Genomic DNA, 25576 nt, shown 5'->3' on the forward strand with positions numbered 1-25576 from the left:
AAACCGACCCGGCCTTGCCGGGTTTTTTTATGGAGGATTGGGGATGCCCAAGACCATCAAGCAGCTGCGTGAGCAGCGTGACGCGCTGGCGAAAGAGGCGCGCAACATTCTGGACAAGAACACGGGCGAATATGATGCGGATCGCGTCGATGAAATCTATGCCGAAATCGACAAGATCGACGGCAAGATCAAGCGCGAACAGCAGCAGCTGGATCTGGAAGCCCGGCTGCAGTCAGAAGCCGATGACCCGGACACCCCCGCGCCGCAGAACGGCGGTCGCCAGCGTCAGGAACGCCCTGGCGATGAAGCACGGTCGCTGGTGTTCGATGCCTATGTTCGCGGCGGCGAAGCTGCGGTCAATCGTCTGCCCGAAAACGTGCTGACCGAATACAGCCGTCAGGTGCGGAACGCGCAGTCGACCGGCGTTGACAGCGAAGGCGGCTATCTGGTGCCGACCACCTTCAGCGGTGTGCTGTTGGAAGCGATGGCCGACTATGGCGGCGTTCGTTCGGTCGCGGATGTTCAGTCGACTTCGACTGGTGAATCCATTCAGTGGCCGACCACCGATGAAACCGCCGAGGAAGGCGAATGGCTGGCAGAAAACGCATCTGCAACCGATGGTGATGTATCGTTCGGCACGGTTCTGATTGGTGCGCATCTGGCGTCGTCGCGCGTTGTGACCATTCCGTTCGCGTTGCTTCAGGACGCCGCGGTCGGGGGCTGGGATCAGATGATGGCGCGGCTTCTTTCGGCGCGTCTTGGGCGGACCACCAACAAGGGCTATACGGTTGGCGATGGCAACGGCAAACCGACCGGCATCGTTCCGGGCGCTGGTTTGGGCCACACCACTGCGGCAGGTCTGGTCGACAGCTTCACATGGGATGACATCACCGATTTGGAACATTCCGTCGATCCGGTCTATCGCCGTGATGCCAGCTGGATGTTCCATGACACGGTCCTGAAGTCGGCCAAGAAGCTGAAGGATCTGGATGGCCGTCCGATCTGGGTGCCGGGCGTCACCAGCGAAGCCCCTGCTGAAATCAATGGCTATGGCTACACCGTCAATCAGGACATGGCTGAACCCGCAGCGGGCGCAGACTCGATGCTGTTCGGTGACATGTCCAAGTATCTGGTCCGCGACGTGATGGACATCACGCTGTTCCGGTTCACGGACTCGGCCTACACCAAGAAGGGTCAGGTCGGCTTCCTTGCGATGCTGCGCACCGATGGCAAGACCATCGCTGCCAACAATGCGGCGATCAAAAAGATGCGCCACGCCGCAGCCTGATCGGCGCAAACCTGAAACACCGCCGCCCGCGTGATCGGGCGGCGGTCATCTATTGATAGAAAGGGCGCTGATCATGGCGGCAAAGAAAAAAGCGGCATCCGCAGCGGATGCGGGCAAGATCATCGTGGCTTTTGCGCTGCGCGATCATGTCGAGGGCGAAGGCGATGACGCGGTGACATTCACCGCAGGCCAGCGTCTGGAACTGGCGCGAGAGGAATTCGACGGGCTGGCCAAAGCCGGGATCTGCGTGGAAGGCGTGTTCGTCAAGATGAAGACGGCTGTCGAGGGCGGACGCTATAGCCTGAAGCCCCATGACACCACATGGCTTGCGCCGCACGTCTATGAAGCGTGGAAGGCGGCTGGCTATTGTGAGCCGACTGAAGATGACCCGCAGGTCGGTGCGGTGCTGAAGGCCCGTGAAGAAGCCTTGCGCGAAGCTGTGACCGAACGTGATGCCGCGCGCCTGTCGTTGGCAGAATCGCAGATGCAGTGCCATGCACTGTTGCTGGAAATGGCCGCAGCGAAGGCGCAGGCCGAAACCGTGATCGAAGTCGCGTCCGGCATTCTGGATGGCGAGGATGAAACCATGGAGCCGATCAAGGCCGAACTGCAAAAGCTGATCGACATGCTGCCGGATCAGATCGAAGGCACGGGCGACGGGTCCGAACCTGAACTGAACCTGAACTGAGGGCTGGCCCATGTGGTTGGAGCGGATTTCCGGCGGCGGTGTCGATCTGGTCGACCTTGCTGCCGCCAAGGCGCATCTGCGCATTCTAAGTGATGAAACCGACGCGGAAGTTCAGGCGGCGATTTCGGCGGCGTCCATTCATCTGGATGTCGATGCCGATGGCTTTGGCGGCTTGGGTTTTCCGCTCGTCGCGCAGCAATGGTCATCGAAGGCCGCTGGCTTTGTGCCATCGGTTTTGCGCTTGCCGTTTGCGCGGGTCACTGCCGTGACGGAAATCCGCTACACCGCGCCGGATGGAACGCTCGGTGTTGTGCCTGCCACCGACTATCTCTTGACCTGGCGCGGGCGTGACGCGGTCGTGACGCTGTTGCCGGGCAAGTCGTGGCCAAACCTGATCGACAGGCCGGATGCGGTCGACCTGCGCTTCACGGCGGGGTTTGCCGATGTCGCATCGGTGCCGGATGACATTGTCGAGGCGGCAAAGCAGATGATCAGCTTTTACTTTCACAACCGGGGCGCAGATGCGACCGATGGTGTTAGCGAAGAGGTTGCCCGCTGTGTTGACCGTCTGACGATGCGCTATCGGAGGTTCGCGGCATGAAGCGTGGAATCCGCGTCACCGATCTGGACCGGGTCGTCAGCTTTCAGCGCCGTCGCGAGGTCGATGACGGGCACGGCAACAAGGTTGATGGCGAATTTGCCGAAGTGTTCCGGGAATGGGCACGGGTGAAGCCCATGAAGGGCGGTGAAGGTGTCGTTGAAGCGCGCCTGTCAGCCCGGCAACCGGCCATCTTGACGGTTCGCGCGACAACAGCGGCTGAAGCCGTGAATGCTGATTGGATTGCGGTCACTGGTGGCGTTGTCTGGAGCATCAAGGAAGCGCCGCGTCTGACCGATGATCGGCAGTTTTTGGAAATGCTTGTCGAGCGTGGGCGGGTGAATGGTTGATGGTGTGGCGGAATTCCGTCGCTTCATGTATCAGACCGTGCCTGACGCTGTGCGAACTGCTGCGCGCGATGCGCTGGAAAAAGGGGCGCAGGAACTGGTCGACATGATTCGTTCGCTTGCGCCGGTCGAAGATGGCTTCCTGCTGGCCAGCATTGGCTGGACATGGGGTGAGCCGCCAAAAGGATCGATTGCGCTGGATGACATCGCGCCTGCTGAAGACCCATCCATGCGTATTGTGGTCTATGCGGGCAGCGAACTGGCCTTCTATGCGCGGTGGGTCGAATTCGGCACATCCAAAGCCCCGGCGCATCCGTTCTTCTGGCCCGCCTATCGGGCAATGCGGTCGCGTATCAAGTCGCGGATCACCCGCGCGATCAACAAGGCAATAAGGTCGCTCTGACATGGCTGAACCGGAAATCGAACTGCAGAAAGCGATCTATGATGCGCTGAAGGCTTCGGCTGGCGTCATGGCGTTGGTGCATGATGTGTATGATGACACCCGTTTGAGCGATGCGCAGAAGGCTGCTGGCGCGCCGTATGGGGCGGCTGGCGGCTATGTGTCATTCGGCCCGGAATCGACCGTGCCAGATGATTATGACTGCATCGCCTTGGATGAAATCACCGTCCAGTTGGACATCTGGTCGCGCAAGGTGGGGCGGCTGCATTGCAAGCAGATTTGCCGGGCGGTGCGCGATGCTTTGAAGGATGTGGAACTGAATCTGCCCACGCATGGGCATTTGACCACTGATCTGGTGCTGCAGCGCATTTTGCCGGACCCGGATGAAGCCGTCACCCATGGCGTCATGCAGTTCACCGCCCACATTGAGGAAAGGGAATGACATGGCCAAAGCTGTCTTTCATCAGGACTTCAACTATTCGAGCCGCAAGCGGAATGTGGGCTGGGGGATCAAGGCATCGGAAGAGCCGCAGACCCTGCCCGAAGAAGTCATTGCTGCGGGCGTGGCGGCGGGTGTCGCCACACGGGTTTCGCCGCGCAAGGCGAAAACGGCCAAGAAGGGCCAAGAAGCGGGCGTGAATTGATCAGCTGATCGGCCCAAAACCTGCAACCATTGCCGCCCTTTGAGGCGGCTTTTTTATGAGGTGATGACATGGCGAAAGCTGTCACTGAAAAATATGAAGAAATGGTCCTTGAAGTGGACTTCGATGACACTCAGCCCACGCCCGTCTATGCGCGGATCTGTGGGATGAAGGGAGTCACCATCAAGCGCACCGCGAACGTCGACACCACGGAAGTGCCCGACTGCGATGACGAAAGCCTGCCCAATGAGGTCGAACGCGATGTCCGGTCGCTGGAAGTGACCGTTTCGGCCACGGGAGTCTGGGCGCAGCAGTCGAATGGCAAGTTGTTGGACTGGTTCTATTCCGGCGCGTCCATCCCGGCCCGTTTGGGCAACCTGAAGGCTGCAACCGGCGACACCGAATATGAAGTCGGTCGCATGCTGGTTTCGGACATTTCGAATGAACGGTCTGATGGCCGTGGTCGCGTGACCGCATCCATCGAACTTGAATTCGATGGCACCCCGACGCGGACGGCGAAAGCCTGATGCACAACAAGGTGACGATCAACTGGGTTCAGGGCGAACATGATTTCGCCCTGAACATCGGTGAACTGCGGGCACTGCAGAAGAACTGCGATGCCGGGCCTGAACTGATCCTGACGCGGCTGAAGGTCGGGTCGTGGAAGATCGATGACATCTTTGAAACGCTTCGCCTTGGCCTGATCGGCGCGGGCATGGATGCCAAAGAGGCCGGGCCGATGGTGCGCCGGGCGTTCGATCAACACCCTGCGTTCGCGCTGAAGCTGCCTGCCTATCAGGTTCTGGCGGCTGCGCTGATCGGTGAGGCTGATGACCCGGTGGGGGAGGAAGCGGGGGTGAAGCCGGAAGCGGACTCTGGCAGTTCTCCAAGCTCTACGGAGCCGGGGCAGTGATGGGTTTCACCCCGTCAGACATCAACAAAATGAGCCTTTGGGAATTCATGGCATGCCGCGACGGATGGAATGCGGCGCATGGGTCGAAAAAGGATCGCACAGGCGGGGATGACTTCAGCGATGAAGACCTACGCGAAATTGGCATTGAGGGCTTTTGACCATGACTGACACGCCGGGCCTTTCCGTACCGCTTCAGATACCGCTTTCGAAGTTCGAAAAGCAGCTGGCCAAGGCCGAAGCCGCAGCGGTCAAGCGCGCCCAGAACATCGAACGCAAGTTCAATGAGGCGAACGGGCGTTCCGGTCAGGCGCTGACGAAATCGGCGGCTGCATCGGCGCAAGTATTCGAACGGGCCATCCAGAAGGAAACCCGCGCATTCCAGCAACTGAAGGCGTCGGTCGATCCGGCCTATGCGGCGCAGCGGCGCTATGAAGCCGCTGTGCGGCAGGTAGAAGCCGCGGTGCGCATGGGTGCGGTCAGTCAGAAAGAAGCCAATGCTGTTCTTCAACAGGCCCGTGCAGCGCATCTTGGGTTGGCATCTGCTGCGACAGCATCAGCCGGTCAGGCGGGCACCTTCGGTCGGGGCACTCGCGGGATGGGCGCGGCAGCGCAGAACGCTTCATACCAGATTTCGGACATGATGGTTCAGCTTGAAATGGGCACGAACCCGATGCGAGTTATGGGGCAGCAACTGCCGCAACTTGCTATGGGTTTTGGTATGCTTCCCGGCCCAGTCGGCAGATATGCAGTTCTCTTGGGCACTATCGCTGCGATTGGTTTCCCGGTGGCTGCAATTCTCATGTCGCAGGGTGAAGCGGCAGAGGAAAGCGCGGACAAGATCGAAGATTTCGCGGATGCCTATGATCGTGCTGAGGCTGCAATTAATAGAACAAACGCAGCAGTTAGCCGTGCCGCGGCTGGTGATTTGGATGCGTTGCGTGAAATGTATGGTGAGGTCACGATTGAAATTAAAAGCCTCATTGATGCGCTTGCTCGTTTGGAGGCGGAATCCGATCTTAGAGCATCCCGTGCTGCCATAGACCAGTTCTTCACTGAGAACACGCAGGTCGAACAACTGTTTCAGGCCCTTGAGGATCGGCAGGCATCTATGGCCGATTTGAGCCGTGAAATCGCGGCAATGGAAGACCAGCAGCAATGGGCGACATATGTCCCGCCGGAAAATGCCCGAATTTTGGAAGAGATGCGCGCCGATCTGGAAGCCATGGAGCGCATGGAAGGGATTTCGGAAGACTTTTCTGTCGATCCATCTGCGCTAAACAGCATTCGCGATGCGCGTGACGCACTGCAGCAGGCCAGTGAGATCGGCGACATGGAAGCCATGGTCGATGCCATCGCCAACATGCGGGCGGTGCTTGCGGCCATCCCTGACGGACCGTTGGCGGATATGGGTGATGAATTGGCGCTGGCCGAAGACTTGTTGCGTCAATCAGTGGCGAATTCTGAGCGCCTCAAAAACGCGGCATCAGGCATCAGCTTCGACGGGGCAGCATCGAGCGCATCGCGGATGGCCGATGAAATTTCGCGCGCTGCAGATGCGATGTATGAACTGCGCGCCCAAGGTCTCACTGATCTGGAAACAGCGCAAATTCGTTACGAATACCGGGATGACCCGGTTGGGCGCGCCGGGGCGCTGGCGGGTGCCGAATTCGATCGGCGCGTTGATCCGCTGGCGCAGACGCTTGGCCCTACAGCGGGCACCCAGCTTGCAGCGGAGCGCGAAGCGTATGTGGCAAACGCCCGTGAAATCGCCCGACTTCAGGAGGCCAGCCGCCCGCAGCGCACATCGGGTGGGCGCAGCGGTGGTGGGTCCCGGTCGCGCGAAGAATTCGACCTGTTTGCAAATTCGGAACAGGAAATCATCGCGCTTGAACGGCAGATTGAAATGGTTGGCAAGTCGCGGCGGGAAATAGTCGCTCTGACGGCCAAGTATGAACTGCTGGATGAAGCCCGTGAACGCGGGATCGATCTGAACCAGCGGTCGACCGAAACAGGCCGGACGCTGCGCGAAGAAATCGACGCGCAGGCAGAAGCCATCGCCAATCTGACAATTGAGGCGGAACAATACGCGGCGCAGGCCGACTTCATGGCCGATCTGAGTCAGGATCTGAAAGACGGCCTGATCGACGCCATCATCGAAGGTAAGAACTTCGGTGAAGTTCTGGAAAACGTCACCAAGCAGCTGGCCAAAGCGGCATTGCAGGCTGCGCTATTCGGTGACGGGCCGTTGGCCGGATTGTTCGGCGGCGGCGGTCTTCTGGGGGGGCTTTTCGGTGGTGGTGGTCTTGGGTTCTTTGCCCGTGGCACCGACTACGCGCCGGGCGGTGCGGCTATTGTCGGGGAAGAGGGGCCGGAACTGGTGCATCTGCCGCGCGGGTCCAAGGTTATTCCGAACCACAAGCTTGGTCAGGGTGGTGGCCGGTCGCAGGTTGATGTCTTTGTCCATCCAAGCGGCGAATTCGACACGCGGGTTCAGCAGATCAGTGGTGACGTGGCGGTGAATGTGTCCAGCCAGATGATTTCGGAAAACAACCGCCAAGTTTCACAAATGCAGCGCAGGTGACCCATGGCAACAGTGATTGACATCGACGCAAACTTGCTGCGCCGCGCCCATGAAAATTTCTGGCTGGATTTGGATGACGTGTCGCCCGGGCCCGGTCTTGATGGTCGGGAACAGGTGCTGTTCACCGAAAATCGCCGCTGGATTGGTCGGCTGGATTTCGTGCGCATGCGCCCGGCGGCGCTAAGTCAAGCCGTGGTGATTGGTGACCGTCTTCGCGGTCGCGCGAACATCCTGCGCATCACGCTCTGCAACCACCGCACCGCGCGCTATCTGGGTGATGAAGCGGCCTTTTATGAATCGGTTGGTGTGCCTGCCGATGACATCGCGCGGGGGCATATCCTGTTTGATGATGGTGCGTCCTTCGATGATGGCGCGGGCTTTGCCTTGCCAGACCACGATGAACCGACTGTCGTGGCTGATGTCGCTGCAGGTTCTTCCACCATTCAGATGGATGGCTATCTTGGTAGGAACATCGCTGTTGGCGCCTTCTTTTCGATCAATGACTTCCTGTATCGGGTCGAGGTAAACACCGATGGCGCAGTCACCTTCAACCCGCCACTGCGGCAGGCCGTGACGGCAGGGGCGCAGGTGGATGTCACCTATCCCAAGGTTCAGGTGCGGCTGCAGGACAAGGCCGACTGGCGTCCGTTCTGCGAGTATTTCCGCAACGGCCAGCCGATGACCGTCAATGTGATTGAGGCGTTTGACCGATGATCGAATTTCTGCAGGCACAGCCGGAAGAATACCGCGATCAGGTGATGGATTTGTTGGGGCGTGGCGCTGTGCAGATGGCCGTCATGCTGCATCTGGATTTTGCGACTGACCCGGTTTGGTTGAGTAATCGTAACATTCCGTTCACCGATCTGAAATGGGGTTACACTTGGGGGGCAGGTGGTGGTCTGCTGGTCGGCCTGCCGGAAGTGAATGGCGGCGACAACCAGCTGGCCCCGTTCCATGAATATCGTCTGGGCATGCCAAACGAATGGATCGATGCGGAAAACTGGGCCGCTGATCTGGTCGAAATGGTTGGCAATGTCGCGGAATACCGGGGGCGCGATTCCGGCCTGTATGGGCAACTGTTCGACCCTGACAGCAATCAGCCCGTGGGGCATCCTTTCGCCTTCGACATCGGCATCATGGACCGCATGACGGTGTCCTTTCCGCGCGGCGGTGCCATCGTCAGCCTGACCACGGAAAGCTTCATGGCCCGCAAGGGTGTGCCGGTCTATGGCATGCAGACCTATTTCGACCAAAAGCGCCGTCATCCGACCGATGAAGGTCTGCAGTTTGTCACCGAAGCGGGCAAGCTGATCACTTGGACGGATTGGTAACATGCTGGCCGACTTCATCGAAAAGACCCGCTCTGATCCCTTCGAGTGGGGCCGGAATGATTGCGCCCTGTGGTGCGCATCGGCTGTGGCGCATGAAACCGGGTTTGATCCAGCGGAAGACCTGCGCGGCACCTATGCCAGCCGGTTCGAGTGCCGCCAGATCATCATGGCTGCAGGTGGACTTGTGCCGCTGATAGCACCCCGCATGGCGTGGCACAGCATGTCTGATCTGGACGGCGACGGGGTTGCAATCCTGACGCTGGACAAGCGCCAGCTGTGCGGCCTGATCTTGGATGGTCGCGCGGTGGTCAAAATGCAAAACGGCCTTCGGGTCGCGGATGACTTCAAGGTTCTCCGGGGGTGGTCATGGCGGTAGCGGTTGCGGCAATTGTTCCTGCGCTATTTGGCGCGGCGGGTACTATCGCGTTGATCACAACAACGGGCGGATTGACCATTGCTGGAGTTGCGGTAAATGTTGCTGGTGCATTTATCCTTAATAAAGCTTTAAAAGGGCACATAGACCGTCCAGATATTCCAGAACCTACACGTCCTGATAACATTCAGACGATTTCTAAAAATAGTGCTGCAGGGCGCGTCCGTCATTATGGCCTAGTAAAAGCCGGTGGTAATGTCGTGTTTCACCGTGCCAGTGGGGGAAAGTCGTATCGGGTCATCGTGCATGGTCATGGCGAAATTTCCAAAATTCTGAGCCGATACTTAAACAATGAATTCGTTTTCATTGATGACAGCGGATTTGTCATCGATGACCAGTATCAGTATGGCGGTCGGTCGCGGGTGCAGCTGTTCGAGCGGATGGGGTTGGTCCCTGAAACCCATTATTCGCAGATCACATCAGTGTGGGATGAATGGACATCGGCGCACCGTCTGGATGGGTTTTGGTCCAGTTTGATCATCAGCGAAAGCGTTCCGCCGGAAAAGTATCGCGCCATGTATCCAAAGAATGAACCGGATCTGGCCGTTCTGGCGGAAACCACGAAATGCCTTGATCCGCGCACGGGGCTGACGGTGTTCACCGAAAACATGGCGCTTGCGATCCGGGATTATGTGGCGTCCGCTGACGGCTTTAATCGGCCTAATGCCTTCGACAGTCAGGACATTGCCGATCAGGCGGACATCTGTGACCGTGATGTGGCCTTGGCTGCGGGCGGAACCGAAAAGCTGTATCGAATCAGCGGTTCATACCTGCTGAACGAAAAGCCGCAGAACGTGCTGGGGCGGATGCTGCAGGCTTGTGCCGGTCGCATTCGGTTGAAGCCATCTGGCAAGGTGGGACTGAAGGTCGGGGCTTGGGCTGACCCGGAATTCACGCTGACCTATGGCGACATTCTGGAAGTGCAGGAAGTCAACAGCGGGCCGGACCTGCTGGATCGCTACAATGAACTGCCCGCGCGCTTCAACAGCCATGATCTGGGTCATATCGAAGTCGATGCCGAACCATGGCAGGACGCGACCCGTGTTGCCGAAGATGGCGAGGTTCTGACCGGGCCGGACAAAAGCCTGCTGATGTGCCCGTCGCACCGTCAGGCTCGGCAGGTCATGAAAATCCACATGGAGCGCGACAACCCGAAACAGGAAGTCACGATGCTGTGCAAACCCAAAGCGCTGCCCGCGATATATGAAGACACTATCGCGCTGAACGCGCCGCAGCTGGGCTTGGTTGGGAACTATGAGGTCGCGCGACATGCCCTGAGTTTCGAAAAGGGGCTGCTGAAGGCAGTCGGCTTGACGCTTCGCAAGATCGATTCCGCAGCCTTTACCTTGGCGCTGGCAGAACAGGGATCTGTGCAGCAGCTGCCCGAACCGGACACGCCCGCAGGGGTGCCGCTGCCGCAGAACGTCACGGCGGCGGCGGCAGGCATTCAGACGGCCGCAAACACCTTTGTCGCGGGTATTGCAGTGGGTTGGCAAGCGCCACCCAGTGATGCGCTATCACCGCTGCTGAAGGTCACCAAAACGGGCGAAGGGAACTGGCAGGATGTGTCTGTCGGCACCGGGGCAACTTCGGTGACCATTCCCGGCCTGATCGACGGTCAGGGATATGATGTGTCGCTGGCCTTTGTCACGCCGGGCGGTGTGGTCGGCGATGCTGTCACTATCACGAATGTGGTTGCGGCGGCTGTCACCGATCCACCTGCTGCACCTACCAATCTGGCGGTGTCTGATGCGGGCGGCAGCACGGCGCTGGTCGAGATGACCGCGTCGGTCAGCGCCAGCCTGTGGAAGACGGAAATCTACCGCGATGCGGTTCTGGTTGGCGTGGTCTACGCCGGGCCGGGGTCCGAAATCGCGTTCATCGACAACAGCGGCGCGGGCACCTTCGATTGGACTGCCCGGTCGGTGAACGTGTCGAACATTAATTCAACCAGCGATGCCGGGCCGGTGAACGCCACCATCGCGTGATCATCTGAAAATCGAGAGGTAAGAGAATGACCTATCCACATGGTGGGGCTGGCCAGATTTGGCGTGATGGCGTTGGCGGGGCATATAAGCCTAAAAAGCAGCAGATTAGGGACTGGGGGCGTTCGGTCGAAACGAAAGTCGATGCGAACACTGCCGCGTTTGCGCAGCTGCAGGCACTGAATGCAAGTGGCGCGCCGATGTATGCCGACACAGCGGCAGGTCTGGCTGCGACCAGCGATGGCGATTACTTCAATGTGCCGTCTGCCGATGATGATGAAACAATCCTGCTTTATCGCAATGACACCGGGTCTGCGACACTGGTGAAAGCCTATCCGAGCGCGGAAGCCGTGCAGCAGCCGTCTTGGGTCGGGCGGGTGAACGGCTGGCCAGACCCGTTCTTTCGACGCATCACGCCGCCATCAAGTGCAATTCTGGGGCGGGATCGCTGGTGGGGCAACAACAGCGCCGGTCAGGCATTCGGCGGCTGGACGCTGGTCGATAACCCGGTATTCAACGGCAAGGCGCTTCAGCGTGCGGCTGGCTATGGTGTAGCAAGTTATTCCGGCCCAAAGATTTGGCTGGATGAGATCGGCGCGGCTGAAGGTGACACTGTAACGGCCTATGTTCTGGTGGTCAGTCTGGGTGGAACCGTTACCGCGCTGTCTCGTTTCGTGGATGACGCTGATGCGCTTGTTGGCTCCAATTTGACATCCTACAATGAAGAGGGTGGCACTGGTGGGATAACGGCTACAGGTGTTCCAAAGTGGCTGCGCGTTGAGGCAGTTGTGCCGTCAGGGGCAACCGCCATTGCGGTCGGCCCGTATGCTTCGGCAGGAACGAGCAGCTTTGATTTGGTGGCATGTTGGGCGTTTAAGGGGCCTTCGACCGATGGTCCGGCGTGGCCGATCATGCCAGAGAGTGGACGGCAACTGGTCGAAGACGACTTTGAGGCCCGCATTTCAGCCAATGAGGCTAACGCCGCGCCCTATGTCGCGTGGGAGCACCCTTCTGGTGATGACGAAATGGCCGGTGACAGTGAATGGTCCACCAGCGTCGTGGGTGGTTATGAGGCTGTTGACGTCCAAACGCGGTTCAATGTCATTGAATATGCTGTTCGCGCTGAGTTCGACACAACGGATATTGAATGGCGGGTCTGGATCAGGCCGAGCGCCGCCAGCTTCAATATGTACAGTGAAACACCGGACCAGAGCGGAACGATTGCGGCGGGTGATTTCCCGACAGCCAGCGGGGGAATCTATGCGCTGAAACTGCCGGACACTTTGGTAGCAGAGGCTGGGGAGCATGTGTTCTGGATGTTCCGCGCGGCGGATGGTTCCCGTATCTACCTTGCGCACTGGCTCTATGATGCCGGGGCATCGCCAGCCCGGCACGGCTTCCCTTTTGCGGCAACCAGCACTTGGAACATCGCTGTTTCGATGTCTAATCCCAATCCGACCTATGGTCAGGTGGCGGGAAGGTTGCTTTTTGAAGATCCCAGTCATCGTGTGTTGGCCGCAGAAATTGATGGCCTGCAAGGCACGCCAATTGAACTGGTATTGCCACCCAAAGTTTATGCGCTGGAAGGGCAGGAGGCGAATGTCTATTTCGACAACCTGCTTTTGGCGAGTGATTACCGGGATTATGATTGGGAGGTGACCTGCACGGCGTCTGAAGCCGGAGTGCATCAGTCGGAACGGTGGACGCTGACACCGGGCGGGGCGATTTCCTCGGGTGATCTTACGGTCGCTGCGCTTGATAAGGCCACGGGTGAAACACTCGCATCTGCGTCATCGTCGGTTCTTTCTGCGTCCGCCTCTGCGGGGAGCGGTTCCGTCACCGCACTGTTCATCGGTGACAGTATCACGAATGCAGGCACCATTTCCCAGACGATCCTTGACTTGGCCGGTGCGGATGCCGGGATTTCCGTTTCCCTGATCGGAACGCGCGGAACTGCGCCGAACCTGCATGAAGGTCGCGGCGGCTGGTCGTCGGCGTCATGGACAACCGCGGGGCCGACCTACTATGAGTTCACAGTGAGCGGTGTCGTGGTCGAACCGATCATCACCGGGACTGAATATACCAACAATGGCGCGACATTCCGTGTGCAAGAGGTGGACCTGACCGGCGGTGCTGGCACAATCACATGCCAATTGATCAGTGGTTCGGCCCCTGCCGCAAGCGGAACCTTGACCAAGAGCAATGCGGTTGCTGGCGACGATACAATCGCGTTCAGCGCGGCGGCATCACAGCCGGGGAATCCGTTCTGGATCGGCGGGGGGTTGGATTTTGCGCAATATCTTGTCGATCATTCGCTGGCTACGCCTGATTGGGTGTTCATCCAGATTGGGACAAATGATGTGTTTGGTTTCACTGGCCCAGACGCAACGGATAGCGCAGCGGCGGACTCGCTTCTTACCGACTTGAATGCCCTTCTGACCGACATTCTGTCGGCAGATGTCGGCATCAATATTGGCCTCATGGTCCCGCCGCCGCCTGCTGCTTCGCAGGATGCGTTCGGGAACAACTATGGGACGGGTGTTTCGAAGGCGCGCAACAAACGTGCTGCTGCGATCTGGGCGCGGCAGTTGATTGCGATGTATGGCGACAGCGAGGCCAGCCGGATATATCTGGTCCCAAGCAATCTGAATATTGACACGGTGCACGGCTATTCGCCGGGGTCGCCCGCGCCTGCAAATGCGCGCACGACTGTTGAGATTTCGCGTCCTACAAATGCGGTGCATCCGAATACATCCGGATATCAACAGATTGCCGATGCTGTTTGGGCCTTTCTCAAGTGTCAGCTGTAGCGGCTGTCGTGTCTGGTGGCGCTGAGACTCCAGACACTGTGAATAAATGGTGAAATGGCCCTTTGGGGCCTGAACCACAACCGGGCCGGGCGGTCGCATAACAATTGAACCCCGGCGGTGAAAATACCGACTGAATGAAAAGTGGATTGGATATGGCAGATCAGACAGGACTGGTTCAGATTTTTGCGAACCTGAGGGAACAGATTGCGCTACTGGCGTTTTCGGGGATTGGGGGCGCGTTCTTTCGGGCGGTTCTGGCCCCGGAAGAGCAATGGAAGCGCCGCGTGGTGCAGGGCATCAGCGGGGCGCTGTCGGCAATCTTTCTGGGCGGGGTGTTGGCGCATGTTATCGACTCGATGACCGGCGCGGGTGTCCTATCCTATCTCGCTGCGGGCTTCCTGATGGGGTCGGGCGGCGAACTGGCTGTGAAGGCCATGCAGGACAAAATGATGGTGAAGAAATGAACGTCATGCTGTTGGCCGACAACGTCTTGTCGGTTCTTTTGGTTTTAGTGTGCTGGTGGCTGGCGCATCAGAATTCCGCCGGCCGGGAACCGTTCGGGCGGACAATCGCGTCAGGCTATTCGATGCTGGCTTTGGCCGTTCTGGCGAACATGCTGTTTCGCAATCTGGATCTGCTGAATTTCGTGCTGCCTGTGTCCTTGCTCTTCAGCAAGGCCGTGCTGGTGTTCACGCTTTCGGCGGTAGCGGTGCGCCTGTCGATCATTCACCCACCACCGAATTGAAATCTGTCGATCGAACGCAACCCGGCCCGCCACCTGTGCGGGCCTTTTTTATGGGGGAACCTCATGACTGCAGGAAACTATCGGGCCTGCCTTGACCACGTTTTGAGGTGGGAAGGTGGCTATGTCGACCACCCGCGCGATCCGGGTGGCGCGACCAATCACGGCATCACGCGGGCCACGCTGGCGGCGCATCGCGGACGTGCTGTATCAAAGCAAGACGTGCGCAATCTGACTATCGCTGAGGCTGGAGAAATCTACCGCCCGAAATACTGGAACAAGGTCAAAGGTGATCAGCTGCCCGATGGCATGGATTTGGTCGCTTTCGATGGCGGTGTGAATTCCGGCCCGTCGCGTGGCGTTCGCTGGCTGCAGAAGGGTCTTGGCGTTGCCGCAGATGGTGCCATTGGTCCCGTCACGTTGGAAGCGGCGCAGACAGCGCGAACGGGTGTTTCCATCATCCAGCGGGCATGCGCTGCGCGCATGGGTTTCCTGCAGAAGTTGGGCACGTGGTCCACCTTTGGGCGGGGTTGGGCGCGCCGGGTTGCCGATACCGAAGCGACTGCGGTGGCGATGTACTCGAGGTCTGCTGATGTCGTGGCGGGTGAAGCTGAACGCGCGGACAAGGCAAAAGCGACCCAGGCCACGGGTGCGACCGGAACGGCGGCAGGTGGCGCGGGAACGGGCCTGCTGGATCTGCCGGAATGGGCCTTTGGCGGCGTCATTGCGGTGGCGGTGGTCATCGCGCTGTTCATGGCTTTGAGCGCGGCACAACACGCGCGCCGGGCTGCGGCTTATCGTGCAAAGCAGAGGGAATTGGCCAATGGGTAAACCATGGTGGAGGTCAAAAACATACTGGTTCAACGCGCTAATGGCGCTGATGGCCGTCATTGCCGAACTGACCCCGATCATCGACCACCTAGTCGCCGCTGGATATGACGCAGAGTGGGTTGCGCCCCTGCGGGCAGGCATTGCCTTTGTGACCGTCATTGGCAACATGATCCTGCGCGCGATCACCACTGAGCCGGTGACGCTGCGATGAGCGGTATTATCGCATTCCTGATCAAGCTGGGCTTTGGCGGCGTTGTCGACAAGGCCCTTGATCACATGGAGCGGCGCGCGGAACTGCAAAATGACCGTGAGCGTCTGAAATCGGAAACCACCGTGGCGCTTGCGCGCGAGGCCGTCAGCGAAGCGAAGATCATGGCGGACTACAACCGCGCCAAGCTGTCGTTTCCTTGGTTCTGGGTGTTTGCGGGCATGTTCATCGCGCCGCTGGCGCTGTGGTGGGCGGCGGTCATTCTCGATAGCGTGTTTATGTTCAGCTGGTCAGTGGCCGATCTGCCGACTCCACAGATGCAGGAATGGGCAGGCGATATGATCCGCTGGCTGTTCTATGTCGGATCGGGGGTCGGTGCCCTGCGCATGCTTCGTTAGCGCACGAATTGCCTGTGCTCCGTTGACGTGCTTCTGGACCAATCAATAGTCAGCAACTAGCCTGAGCAGAACGTAGGTGTGATAACTGAGAAAAGTATGGGCATTATTCTTCGCAAATCGACCAATCATCTTCCTTCTGATGGTCATTCTGTTCGCCTTAATACTCTTGAATACTTCCGAACCCACAAGGATCCTGAGATTGGAGACCCTCAAGAGACAAAGCAAGAAGTTCGTGCGGTTTTTCAGAGGTATAGCGTTGGTTCTGAATTTGCGAATACCCTAGTTCCCGGAATTACGGGTATTGACGATTTTAATGCGCTGAAGCGATACGGCCTGACTGAGCAAGGCTCAATCCAAGTGGAAGGTGCAAGTTTCATGTTAGATGGGGCTTGGCGCTTCCACTATACAGGGTCCGACGCATTTGTGTTCTGCATGAGTATGCTTTCTGAAGAAAGTGCAGAGATATTCGGTGAATATGAGGGCTTTTGGGATATCGAGGCTACTTCGGCAGATGCGCTGGCAGAGAGAATTCTTGATTTTGCCAATTCTCTGCTCCCTTCTAAGAAGGCCGCTTTTCGCCCTGAAACTTCTATATTCTCTGAAGAGATGTACAGGAATGCGGTGTTTGTACTCCGCCACGGGGAAGTTAAGTACGAATCGAATGTGGTGGACTTTGGTCAAATCTGGAAGCCGCTAGAAGAGCCACTTGTTAGGCGGTTGACGCGACCTGAGTTTTCAAAGCGCCCTGACTATTGTCATCAAAAAGAATACCGTTTTGCGCTTTATTTGGTCGGGCGGCAAACTATCCTGCCGCTGCGTCCAGATGTGCCGTTCGACGCTGATCCTATTATTCTGCGGGGAATTTTATCATAAAGTGCGTCGGCGCGTTTTGCGTTCTGGTAGTGGTTGGGTCAGCCGGTCCAACCATTCCCAATCTTCATATTTGTCGCCCGTCTGCTTGATGTGGGTGTATCGCTGCAAGGAAGACCATGAGCGATGCCCGGACACGGCGGCAACCTGCGGAATCGAAAGTCCCGTTTCGAATAGTCGCGTCACGCCTTCATGGCGCAGATCATGAAAGCGCAGGTCTTCTATCCCCAAGAACTTACAAGCCCGTGTGAAGGCGGCGCTGATGGTGTCGCTGTGATAGGGGAAAACCCTGTCCTTTTTCTTTGGCATCGCCAGCGCAATCTTTAAGGCCGGGTCCGGCAGATCACACCAGACATCGTTGCCGATCTTGTCGCCCGGATGCTTCATGTCGGTGATGAACACCCGGCTGTGATCGGCATCCAGCCCCTTCCATGTTATGCGGGTGATTTCTTCCTGCCGTCGCGTCGAGAACAGGGCGAAGCCCATCACCCGGTGCATCGGCAGAGAGCTGGGCCGATGGCGGTGCTTTTGTTCGAAGAGCGTCAGCAGCGCATCCAGTTCCTTCAGCGTGGGCCTGCGGTCGCGGCTGCGGCCTTTCCCAGTGATGCCCAGACGGCTGCAGACAACAAATGCATCCTTCATCGCCTGCTGGTCCAATTCCATGCCCCATGCGGGCCGGGCCAATGCAAAGACTGCCCCAAGGTGTGAAAGGTAGTTGCTGACGGTCGATGGTGTCCGGCTGGTTCCGATTTCCTTGGCGAAAGCGACGATGTCATGACTTTGAATGTCGCAGCAGTCCATGTCCGCGATGTCGTATTCGAGAATCGAGCGCAGCACCTGTGCTTTGGTGCGACCAATCTCTTTGACGCTTTCGCGGGTGTAGCGTTCGATGGCGTCGGCAAGGGTGCGCCCACGATTGCGGATCGATGACAGATCATCGCCAGCGGCGTCGATTTCCTTCATCCTTTTCTTCAGCCATGCGCTGGCTGCGCTCTTCCGGTCGAAGCTTCGGGCTTCCCGGTGTGCCCATTTTCCTTTTCTTTTGATGGCGATTTGTGCGAGATAGGCGACAGTGCCGTCTTTGCGCTTGCGTTCGATAATGTGAGCCACGGCGGAACAACTTCATGCTGATTCGGAACAACTTTTGTTGTTCCAATAACACGAAACGGGCAAAAATAAGCCAAAAAGAGAACAACACGGGCAATGGAAGCGGTGCAAGAAGTTAGAAATAATGCTTTAAAATCAGATATTTGCATAAATGCAAAGTTGAGCGTGGCCCCGATGATGGATTGGACCGACCGACACTGCCGGTACTTCCACCGCCTTATCAGTGGCGAGACTCTGCTATACACCGAAATGGTGACCGCTCCTGCGCTCGTCCGCGGCGGGGCGCTCCATTTGCTGGATTACTCTCCCGAAGAGCATCCCGTCGCCCTTCAACTTGGTGGCTCGGAGCCTGTTGAACTGCGGCAGGCCGCGCGCCTGGGGGCAGAGGCCGGATATGATGAGGTGAACCTGAATGTCGGATGCCCGTCGGACCGCGTGCAGTCAGGGTGTTTTGGCGCGATCCTGATGACCCGTCCCGAACTGGTGGCCGAGTGCGTGAGCGAGATGCAAGCCGAGTGCACTGCAGAAGTCACTGTGAAGTGCCGCATCGGCGTGGATGACCAAGTCCCCGAGGATGTGCTGCCCGCCTTTATCGAAACGGTTGCACAGGCGGGTGTGACCCGTTTCACCATCCACGCGCGCAAAGCGTGGCTCGAAGGGCTGAGTCCCAAGGAAAACCGCGACATCCCACCGCTCGACTACCCGCTGGTGCACAAGATGAAGGCCGCCTATCCGGATCTTCATATTTCCATCAACGGGGGTATCGCGACGCTGGATGACGCCGTTCCCCATCTGGACCACGGCCTTGACGGTGTGATGATTGGGCGCGCGGCGTACCATCAGCCCTACGATATTCTGGGGCTGGCCGATCAGCGCATTTATGGCGGTGGGCCCGCACCGAGCCGCGCGGCGATTGTTCACCAGATGCTGCCTTATATCGAGGGCCATCTAAGTGCTGGCGGCAAGCTGAACCAGATCACGCGGCACATGCTTGGGCTCTTTACGGGCCAACCCGGTGCACGGCTCTGGCGGCGGTATTTGTCTGAACATGCTCATGGGACCGGCGCGGGCCCCGAAACGGTGCTTGCGGCGCTCGCGCAGATCCCTGAGCCTGCCTAAGTTCTTGTCACTGCGCGTTTCCACCGTTAGGGCAGACCCAAGACCTCAGGGGAGATACAGATGCAGTTCGACATAATCCTTCCACTTCTGGCGCTCTTGATGGGGATCGGCGCGTTCGCTGGTATCCTCGCAGGCCTTCTTGGGGTCGGGGGCGGTATCGTTCTGGTGCCCGCCTTCTTTTATACTTTCACGCATCTGGGGTACGCCAGCGACGAGGTCATGCGCATCTGCCTCGCGACCTCGCTCGCGACCATCATCGTGACGTCGGCCCGTTCTGTGCACAGCCACAACAAGAAGGGCGCAGTGGACTGGGATATCCTGAAAACATGGGCGCCGGGCATCGGGATCGGCGCTGTGATCGGCGTTCTGGCCGTGTCCCAACTGCGGTCTGCGGCTCTGCAGGGGATCTTCGGCGGCCTCGGGATTTGCATCGGACTCTGGATGGCGTTCAGCAAATCCGAATGGCGTTTGGGCGACGAAATGCCGGGCACCAAGGCGCGTTCCATTCTTTCGCCCATCGTTGGCTTTCTGTCGGTCCTGATGGGGATCGGGGGCGGTAGCTTTGGCGTTCCGCTAATGACCCTTTATGGAACACCGATCCACCGCGCGGTCGCGACCGCTGCCGGGTTCGGTGCCCTGATCGCAATCCCGTCGGTCGTTGCCTTCTTGTTCGTGCCCGTTTCGCCGGACGTCCGTCCGCCGCTGACCATCGGTGCGGTCAACTTCGGGGCCTTTGCGATTGTTGTATGCATGACCATGATCACAGCGCCCATCGGAGCCAAGATTGCCCATTCGCTGAACCCCAAACCGCTCAAGCGAGTGTTCGCATTGTTCCTGCTTTTGGTCGCGGGCAATATGCTGCGTAAATCTCTGGGCCTGTAAAACCAACCCTGCAGCCTCTTTCTTGGCAGAAATACCCTCGCCGAAGGCACCGCGCTGGTAGGCGCGGCCCGCAACAGGAGACACCCGATGACCGCGATTATGATTCAGGGCGCTGGCTCCAATGTCGGCAAATCCCTGTTGGTGGCTGGTCTCTGTCGCGCCGCGCGCCGCCGCGGCCTGTCGGTTGCGCCGTTTAAACCCCAGAACATGTCGAACAACGCGGCCGTCACCTCTGACGGGGGCGAGATTGGCCGCGCTCAGGCGCTTCAGGCGGTTGCCTGTGGGGTGCCGCTACACACCGATATGAACCCGGTGCTGCTGAAGCCGGAAACCGATGTGGGTGCGCAGGTCGTGGTGCAGGGCAAGCGGATCGCCACAGTCAAAGCGCGGGATTATGCCAACCTGAAGCCGCAGTTGATGACCAGCGTCTTGGACAGCTTCAACCGTCTGAAATCCGGCTATGATCTGGTGATCGTCGAAGGGGCAGGAAGCCCCGCCGAGGTCAACCTGCGGGCCGGCGATATTGCCAATATGGGCTTTGCCTGCGCGGCGGATGTTCCGGTGATCCTTGCCGGGGACATCGACCGTGGCGGCGTGATTGCGCAGATGGTGGGCACGCAGGCCGTGCTGCCCGATCAGGATAATGCGCAGATCGCAGGTTTCTTGATCAACAAATTCCGCGGGGATGTGAGCCTCTTTGATGACGGCTACAAAATGATCGCGGACCGCACGGGATGGCAGGGATTTGGCGTTCTGCCCTATTTCCCCGATGCGTCAAAGCTGCCTGCCGAAGATGCGCTTGACCTCCCGACCCGCTCCAGTGGGCGGGGGTTCAAGGTGGTGTGCCTTGGCCTGTCTCGGATCGCCAATTTCGATGACCTTGATCCGCTCGCGCAGGAAGAGGGTGTGGACCTCTCTGTGCTGCGCGCAGGTCAGCCGATCCCCGGAGACACCGATCTGGTGATCATTCCGGGCAGCAAATCGACCCGCGGGGACTTGGCCTATCTGCGGGCGCAGGGCTGGGACGTTGATTTGCAAGCCCACGTGCGGCGCGGCGGATACGTGTTGGGAATTTGCGGCGGCTACCAAATGTTGGGGCAGGTGGTGCGCGACCCAATGGGTGTCGAAGGCGCGGCGGGCGAGGATGCAGGCCTAGGTCTGCTCGACGTGACCACCGAGATGACCGGCGACAAGCGTTTGACCCAAGTCCGTGCGACCCATGCGGCCAGCGGAATAGAACTCGACGGGTACGAGATCCACATCGGCCGCACAGATGGGGCGGACCGCGCGCGGCCCTTTGCCATCGTGGATGGTGCGCCCGAAGGCGCGATCTCTGCCGATGGGCGTATCATCGGCAGCTATCTGCACGGCATGTTCACGGATAACGCCTTCCGCGCGGCGTTTCTGGATGGCTTTGGTGTGCAGTCCGGTCAGCTGAACTATGGACAAGTGGTCGAGACAACGCTCGACGCGCTGGCCGACCACATGGAGTCGCATCTGGATGTGGATGGCCTGCTGTCGTTAGCTCGTTAACCCATCAGGTAGATCAGCGCGCTGACAGTAAAGAACGACAGCGTTGTGGTGAACACCAGCGTGGTCGCGGTGATACTCTCAATCCCGTAGCGCTGGCCAAAGATCGGATAGATCGACAGCATCGGCACGGACGCGAACAACGCAGCCCCCAGCATGTACGCCGGATCGTTCATGGGGAAGGCGAGCATGCCGACCGTTACCAGCAGCGGGTGGAACACCAGCTTGCCCACAGCGATCATTCCGGTCTCGACCGAAATCGTCTTGATCGGAAAGTTCGCAACGGTGCCACCCACCACAAACAGCGCGACCACAGGAGCGGTGGCGGTCAGATACCCAATGACGGTCTGGATGACTTCCGGGATCGGCATGCCCGTGAACCGCACAACAAGTCCGATTGCGAGCCCAATAAAGATCGGGTTTTTATAGAGCCCCGTGAACGCTTTGAAGAAGGCGCGATGGAACTTTTCTTCGGGGTAGGCGCCAGCGTCGGCCACAGCCAAAGCGAGTGGGATCATCACCATATTCTCGACGATCAGTGCCCACGCCAGAATGTCAAAAGCGGCCTCGCCCACCACGAGCGCCGCAATCGGGTACCCCATAAAGCCGCTATTCGAGTTCGACATGCCCAAGGCATACATCGCGCTGGCGGCAAAGCCATTCTTGCGCAAGTTATGCATGACAAAGATGCCCGCCATCATCAGCAGCAAGGACGCCCCACCATAGACGAGCATGAAGTGCCAGTTCAGCGCGGCGGCCCCTTCGCGGTTCACAGCGCCCGCGATCATGACCGGCATACAGATGCGCAGAACAAAGGTCCCCAAGGCTTTTGGAACGTCGCGGCTGATGTAGCCGGATTTGAGGCTGACAAAGCCTGTTGCGATCAGCATGTAAATTGGGGTCGTAATCGCAAGGATACTGAACATCGGCACTACAGCTTTGGAATGAGGGGTGAGTCTTACTGATGGGCGATCCGCGTCCAAGCTGCAAGGGGCGCTTCGCACAAGGGCTTGCAATCCGTTAATTGCAGCGGTTCAGTCCAGACAGCGTTGCGCGAGTGCATAGGGGGCAGGCAATGGCAGAGATTCTGGTGCTTGGGGCAGGGATGATCGGCGTCTCGACTGCGCTGGCGTTTCAAGAGCGCGGACATGCGGTCACCTTGTTGGATCGCCGCGCCGCAGGGCAGGAGGCCAGCTATGGCAACGCAGGATTCATCAGTGCAGACAGCACAGAACCATATCCTTTGCCCCGTAATCTCAAAACTTTGGCGGCCTTCGGGCTGGGGCTGCGCAATGATGTGACCTACGACCTGCGGGCCGTACTACGTATGGCGCCCGCCCTCTGGCAGTACTTGCGGCATTCGCGCCCCGACAGGGTCGCAGAGCAAGCGCGCACCTATGCGGAAATGGCCCGCCGCTCGACGGCCGCCCACCAGCGCCTGATCGATGCTGCGGGTTTGGGCAATCTGGTCCGCCGCTCTGGCTATTATGAAATCCGGCGCGATCCGCGCACAGCCGAGGCCGAGGCTCGGGATGCGCAGGCCCTTGGCCGCGATTATAATGTGTCGCCTGAAATCCTGAGCGGGGCAGAACTGTGCCGCCGAGAGCCTGCGATCATCTCCGAAGTTGGTGGGGCGATTTGGTGGCCACAGACGTGGCTCTGCGCTGATCCTGGTGCGTTGGTCGAAGGGTATGCAGAGCTGTTTCGCAACCGTGGTGGTACGTGGGCGCAGGGGGACGCGACGACCCTTGAACAGGTGTCTGGCGGTTGGCGGGTTCAGTCCGACGGCGGCCCAATCAGCGCAGAACATGTGGTTGTCGCCATGGGGGCGTGGTCGCCAAAATTGCTGGCAAGGTTCGGCTACAAAATCCCTATGGTCTACAAGCGTGGCTACCACGCGCACTTTGACGCGCCGCGCGGGCTGGGGGCGTCCATCATGGACGGTGATAACGCAGTCGTGCTAACCAGCATGAACAAGGGCCTGCGTCTGGCGACGGGCGCTGCGCTGGTGGATATGTCCGCGCCTGCAGACACACGGCAGATCACCCGAGGTGCCAAGGGCGTGTCCGATATTATCGAATTGGGCCCCCGCATCGCAGAGCCGCAATGGTACGGCACGCGTCCTTTTATGCCTGACATGCTGCCCGTCGTCGGGGCTGCCCCGAAACACAAAGGGCTGTGGTGCCACTTTGGCCACGGACATCTGGGCTTTACCAAAGGGCCAGCCTCGGCCGACCTTCTGGTGCAAGCATTCGAAGGCGGGCGCTCCGATGTCTTGGATGCGATCACTCCTGCCAGAAAATATGCATTGGGCCGCTTAGGCGCGTAAATGACTGGGGCATTTGCAGAAATGCGGGAATGCACTCTGGATGTGTTAGCGGAAACTATGCTAGAACCAGAATTGCATACTGTTGTATACTGAAAAGTGGGTTTCATGTTTGACGGGTCCCTTCAGCGCACCGCTCTGACGCTTGCCGTTGGCACAACGGGCGCATTTGCCCTGACCTTTGTCGGCTTTCCTGCGGCCCCACTCGTGGGGGCGGCGCTTGCGACCTCGGCGCTCGCATGGAGCGGGGTAAAGCTTTACTTGCCCAACCGGCTGCGCGATGTCGGGTTTCTGATCATCGGATCGTCCTTGGGCTCGGGCTTTCGAAGTGAGCTGCTGGGACAGATCGGGGGCTGGGCCCTAAGCCTGATCCTGCTGTGCCTGTCGATCTTTGCCACCGTTGTCGCCAGCCGCGCCATTCTCATGCGCGGATTTGCCAAGGATCGTGAAACTGCTCTCTTGGCCAGTTCTCCGGGGACATTGTCTTTGGCCCTGTCCATGGCCGTCAGCGGGCGAGGCGATGCGACGACCGTATTGATCCTGCAATGCATGCGCCTGCTGATCCTGTCGGCTGTGCTGCCGTTGGGTATGCTGCTGCTCGGGGTCGAGGCGGGCACGGCCACGGGTCCAACCGAGACTCTGGGGTTGGTTGCCTTGCTTGGAATGTTGGCCGTTGGCGGTGCATTTTCGTGGGGTATTGCCCGCCGCGGCTTTCCGGCAGCTTATCTGCTGGGTGGAATGATCGTCAGCGCGGTGGCCCATGTCACGGGGATCGTGCACGGCCTGCCGCCCGCAGAACTGATCTTTGCGGGGTTCTGTGTGACCGGATCTGTCATGGGGGTGCGGTTCACAGGCATCCGTCCAGCGGACATCCTGCGCCTCTTTACGGCCAGCGCCGCGAGCGTTGGGGCTGCGGCGCTGATTTCGATGGGGTTTGCCGGGGTGGCCTCGGCACTCACGGGGTTACCGTTCGGCCAAGTCTGGGTTGCCTATTCCCCCGGCGGTGTCGAGGCGATGGCAGCCATCGGTCTCGCTCTGGATTTTGACGGGGCTTATGTCGCTGTGCACCACCTGTGCCGGATCGGGTTCCTGATGGCCCTGATTCCGTGGATGGCGCGGCGCCAAGGTTAGGGCCTTAGGCCTCGCGCTTGGCGGTCTGTTCTGCGTAGGATTCCACAACAGAGCGCAGGCGCCACGCGGCCCACATGCTCATGCAGAATTCTTTGTTATCTTTGCCCAACTTGTTCGAATGGGCGAGGGCTGTTGTGGCACTGGCTGCGATAGGTTGCTGCATCAAAAGTCTCCAATCCAAGCCGGCTGGAACAAGGGGCCGGGGGGGTACACAGACATCGGCAGAACGCACCGATGAAACCAATTTGTAAGCTTAATGATACATTAACCTACCCTTTTGGGGTAGCAAAAAGTTAAGTCTTGAAGCGAAAGTGAGTGGGTTTGCATCTGATTTTGGCAGCGCAGCATGCACTGTGGCGCCTTTGGGTTGGCAGCGCACATAGAAACACCCGCGAGGCGTGAAACCCAGCAGGTGTT

30 protein-coding genes are annotated in these 25576 nt (G+C 59.0%); 27 read left to right on the forward strand and 3 right to left on the reverse strand.

Features of this window, described 5'->3' with window-relative positions; genetic code table 11:
• The first annotated feature begins 43 nt into the window (after positions 1-43).
• The 22 genes from BM225_RS10290 (at position 44) to BM225_RS10385 (ending at position 17067) form a co-directional block, all read left to right on the forward strand.
• A complete protein-coding gene (locus BM225_RS10290; RefSeq protein ID WP_092464301.1) occupies positions 44-1288 on the forward strand; it encodes a phage major capsid protein in 1245 nt (414 codons plus the stop codon).
• Positions 1289-1361: 73 nt separating this feature from the next.
• Positions 1362-1976, forward strand: coding sequence for a hypothetical protein (locus BM225_RS10295; protein ID WP_092464303.1), 615 nt, complete (start codon positions 1362-1364; stop codon positions 1974-1976).
• A 10-nt stretch (positions 1977-1986) separates the two neighbouring features.
• Complete coding sequence (locus BM225_RS10300; protein WP_092464305.1) at positions 1987-2577, forward strand: head-tail connector protein; 591 nt, start codon at positions 1987-1989, stop codon at positions 2575-2577.
• On the forward strand, positions 2574-2924 hold the full coding sequence (locus BM225_RS10305; RefSeq protein ID WP_092464307.1) for a phage head completion protein: 351 nt from the start codon (positions 2574-2576) through the stop codon (positions 2922-2924). Before BM225_RS10300 ends, BM225_RS10305 begins: the two co-directional genes overlap by 4 nt.
• Positions 2917-3324 (forward strand): HK97-gp10 family putative phage morphogenesis protein, encoded by a 408-nt coding sequence (locus tag BM225_RS10310; RefSeq protein WP_092464308.1) that lies wholly within the window; start codon positions 2917-2919, stop codon positions 3322-3324. Before BM225_RS10305 ends, BM225_RS10310 begins: the two co-directional genes overlap by 8 nt.
• 1 nt (position 3325) lies before the next feature.
• Positions 3326-3763: a DUF3168 domain-containing protein gene (locus tag BM225_RS10315; protein WP_092464310.1), complete on the forward strand. Its 438-nt coding sequence runs from the start codon at positions 3326-3328 to the stop codon at positions 3761-3763.
• Between the two features lies 1 nt (position 3764).
• Positions 3765-3965, forward strand: a complete 201-nt coding sequence (locus BM225_RS10320) for a hypothetical protein (protein WP_092464312.1) — start codon at positions 3765-3767, stop codon at positions 3963-3965.
• Between the two features lie 68 nt (positions 3966-4033).
• Complete coding sequence (locus BM225_RS10325) at positions 4034-4489, forward strand: phage tail tube protein (protein ID WP_092464314.1); 456 nt, start codon at positions 4034-4036, stop codon at positions 4487-4489.
• Positions 4489-4875 (forward strand): gene transfer agent family protein, encoded by a 387-nt coding sequence (locus BM225_RS10330; RefSeq protein ID WP_092464316.1) that lies wholly within the window; start codon positions 4489-4491, stop codon positions 4873-4875. Before BM225_RS10325 ends, BM225_RS10330 begins: the two co-directional genes overlap by 1 nt.
• Positions 4872-5033 (forward strand): hypothetical protein, encoded by a 162-nt coding sequence (locus BM225_RS21810; protein ID WP_177218604.1) that lies wholly within the window; start codon positions 4872-4874, stop codon positions 5031-5033. Before BM225_RS10330 ends, BM225_RS21810 begins: the two co-directional genes overlap by 4 nt.
• A 2-nt stretch (positions 5034-5035) precedes the next feature.
• On the forward strand, positions 5036-7456 hold the full coding sequence (locus BM225_RS10335) for a phage tail length tape measure family protein (protein WP_092464318.1): 2421 nt from the start codon (positions 5036-5038) through the stop codon (positions 7454-7456).
• A 3-nt stretch (positions 7457-7459) separates the two neighbouring features.
• Positions 7460-8170 (forward strand): hypothetical protein, encoded by a 711-nt coding sequence (locus BM225_RS10340; RefSeq protein WP_092464320.1) that lies wholly within the window; start codon positions 7460-7462, stop codon positions 8168-8170.
• The gene (locus tag BM225_RS10345; protein ID WP_092464322.1) at positions 8167-8787 is read left to right on the forward strand and encodes a hypothetical protein; all 621 of its coding nucleotides are present in this window, start codon (positions 8167-8169) and stop codon (positions 8785-8787) included. Before BM225_RS10340 ends, BM225_RS10345 begins: the two co-directional genes overlap by 4 nt.
• A gap of 1 nt (position 8788) precedes the next feature.
• Positions 8789-9163: a DUF6950 family protein gene (locus tag BM225_RS10350; protein WP_092464324.1), complete on the forward strand. Its 375-nt coding sequence runs from the start codon at positions 8789-8791 to the stop codon at positions 9161-9163.
• A gap of 257 nt (positions 9164-9420) precedes the next feature.
• Entirely contained in the window at positions 9421-11208 is a 1788-nt protein-coding gene (locus BM225_RS10355) for a phage tail protein (protein WP_143095368.1), read from the forward strand.
• A gap of 26 nt (positions 11209-11234) precedes the next feature.
• Positions 11235-14015, forward strand: coding sequence for an SGNH/GDSL hydrolase family protein (locus BM225_RS10360; RefSeq protein WP_092464328.1), 2781 nt, complete (start codon positions 11235-11237; stop codon positions 14013-14015).
• 152 nt (positions 14016-14167) lie between these two features.
• Positions 14168-14479 carry a hypothetical protein gene (locus tag BM225_RS10365; RefSeq protein ID WP_092464330.1) on the forward strand — a complete coding sequence of 104 codons (312 nt, stop codon included), beginning with the start codon at positions 14168-14170 and terminating at the stop codon, positions 14477-14479.
• On the forward strand, positions 14476-14760 hold the full coding sequence (locus BM225_RS10370; protein ID WP_092464332.1) for a hotdog family protein: 285 nt from the start codon (positions 14476-14478) through the stop codon (positions 14758-14760). The genes BM225_RS10365 and BM225_RS10370 overlap by 4 nt, the downstream gene beginning before the upstream one ends.
• A gap of 63 nt (positions 14761-14823) precedes the next feature.
• Complete coding sequence (locus BM225_RS10375; protein ID WP_092464334.1) at positions 14824-15588, forward strand: glycoside hydrolase family 108 protein; 765 nt, start codon at positions 14824-14826, stop codon at positions 15586-15588.
• A complete protein-coding gene (locus tag BM225_RS21580) occupies positions 15581-15799 on the forward strand; it encodes a hypothetical protein (RefSeq protein WP_143095369.1) in 219 nt (72 codons plus the stop codon). The genes BM225_RS10375 and BM225_RS21580 overlap by 8 nt, the downstream gene beginning before the upstream one ends.
• On the forward strand, positions 15796-16194 hold the full coding sequence (locus BM225_RS10380) for a hypothetical protein (RefSeq protein WP_092464336.1): 399 nt from the start codon (positions 15796-15798) through the stop codon (positions 16192-16194). Before BM225_RS21580 ends, BM225_RS10380 begins: the two co-directional genes overlap by 4 nt.
• A 96-nt stretch (positions 16195-16290) precedes the next feature.
• Positions 16291-17067 (forward strand): hypothetical protein, encoded by a 777-nt coding sequence (locus BM225_RS10385; RefSeq protein ID WP_143095370.1) that lies wholly within the window; start codon positions 16291-16293, stop codon positions 17065-17067.
• On the opposite strand, the gene BM225_RS10390 is transcribed toward BM225_RS10385, so the two are convergent.
• A complete protein-coding gene (locus tag BM225_RS10390) occupies positions 17062-18174 on the reverse strand; it encodes a site-specific integrase (RefSeq protein ID WP_092464340.1) in 1113 nt (370 codons plus the stop codon). The genes BM225_RS10385 and BM225_RS10390 overlap by 6 nt on opposite strands.
• 93 nt (positions 18175-18267) lie before the next feature.
• Here BM225_RS10390 and dusA point away from each other — a divergent pair, with 93 nt between their 5' ends.
• The 3 genes from dusA (at position 18268) to BM225_RS10405 (ending at position 21705) form a co-directional block, all read left to right on the forward strand.
• On the forward strand, positions 18268-19290 hold the full coding sequence (gene dusA, locus BM225_RS10395; RefSeq protein WP_092464342.1) for a tRNA dihydrouridine(20/20a) synthase DusA: 1023 nt from the start codon (positions 18268-18270) through the stop codon (positions 19288-19290).
• 60 nt (positions 19291-19350) lie between these two features.
• Complete coding sequence (locus BM225_RS10400) at positions 19351-20172, forward strand: sulfite exporter TauE/SafE family protein (protein WP_092464344.1); 822 nt, start codon at positions 19351-19353, stop codon at positions 20170-20172.
• Positions 20173-20259: 87 nt separating this feature from the next.
• Complete coding sequence (locus BM225_RS10405; protein ID WP_072706703.1) at positions 20260-21705, forward strand: cobyric acid synthase; 1446 nt, start codon at positions 20260-20262, stop codon at positions 21703-21705.
• Here BM225_RS10405 and BM225_RS10410 read toward each other — a convergent pair.
• The gene (locus BM225_RS10410; RefSeq protein ID WP_072706702.1) at positions 21702-22628 is read right to left on the reverse strand and encodes an AEC family transporter; all 927 of its coding nucleotides are present in this window, start codon (positions 22626-22628) and stop codon (positions 21702-21704) included. The two genes, BM225_RS10405 and BM225_RS10410, sit on opposite strands and share 4 nt — an antisense overlap.
• Positions 22629-22777: 149 nt before the next feature.
• Between BM225_RS10410 and BM225_RS10415 the strand changes: the two genes are divergently transcribed.
• Positions 22778-24031, forward strand: coding sequence for an NAD(P)/FAD-dependent oxidoreductase (locus BM225_RS10415; protein WP_072706701.1), 1254 nt, complete (start codon positions 22778-22780; stop codon positions 24029-24031).
• A 105-nt stretch (positions 24032-24136) separates the two neighbouring features.
• Positions 24137-25159 carry an AbrB family transcriptional regulator gene (locus tag BM225_RS10420; RefSeq protein ID WP_072706700.1) on the forward strand — a complete coding sequence of 341 codons (1023 nt, stop codon included), beginning with the start codon at positions 24137-24139 and terminating at the stop codon, positions 25157-25159.
• Between the two features lie 4 nt (positions 25160-25163).
• Here the strand turns inward: BM225_RS10420 and BM225_RS21815 are convergent, their stop codons facing one another.
• Entirely contained in the window at positions 25164-25322 is a 159-nt protein-coding gene (locus tag BM225_RS21815; protein WP_177218605.1) for a hypothetical protein, read from the reverse strand.
• Positions 25323-25576 lie beyond the last annotated feature (254 nt).

Origin of the sequence: Donghicola eburneus, assembly GCF_900115865.1 — a bacterium.
GTDB classification, from domain to species: domain Bacteria; phylum Pseudomonadota; class Alphaproteobacteria; order Rhodobacterales; family Rhodobacteraceae; genus Donghicola; species Donghicola eburneus.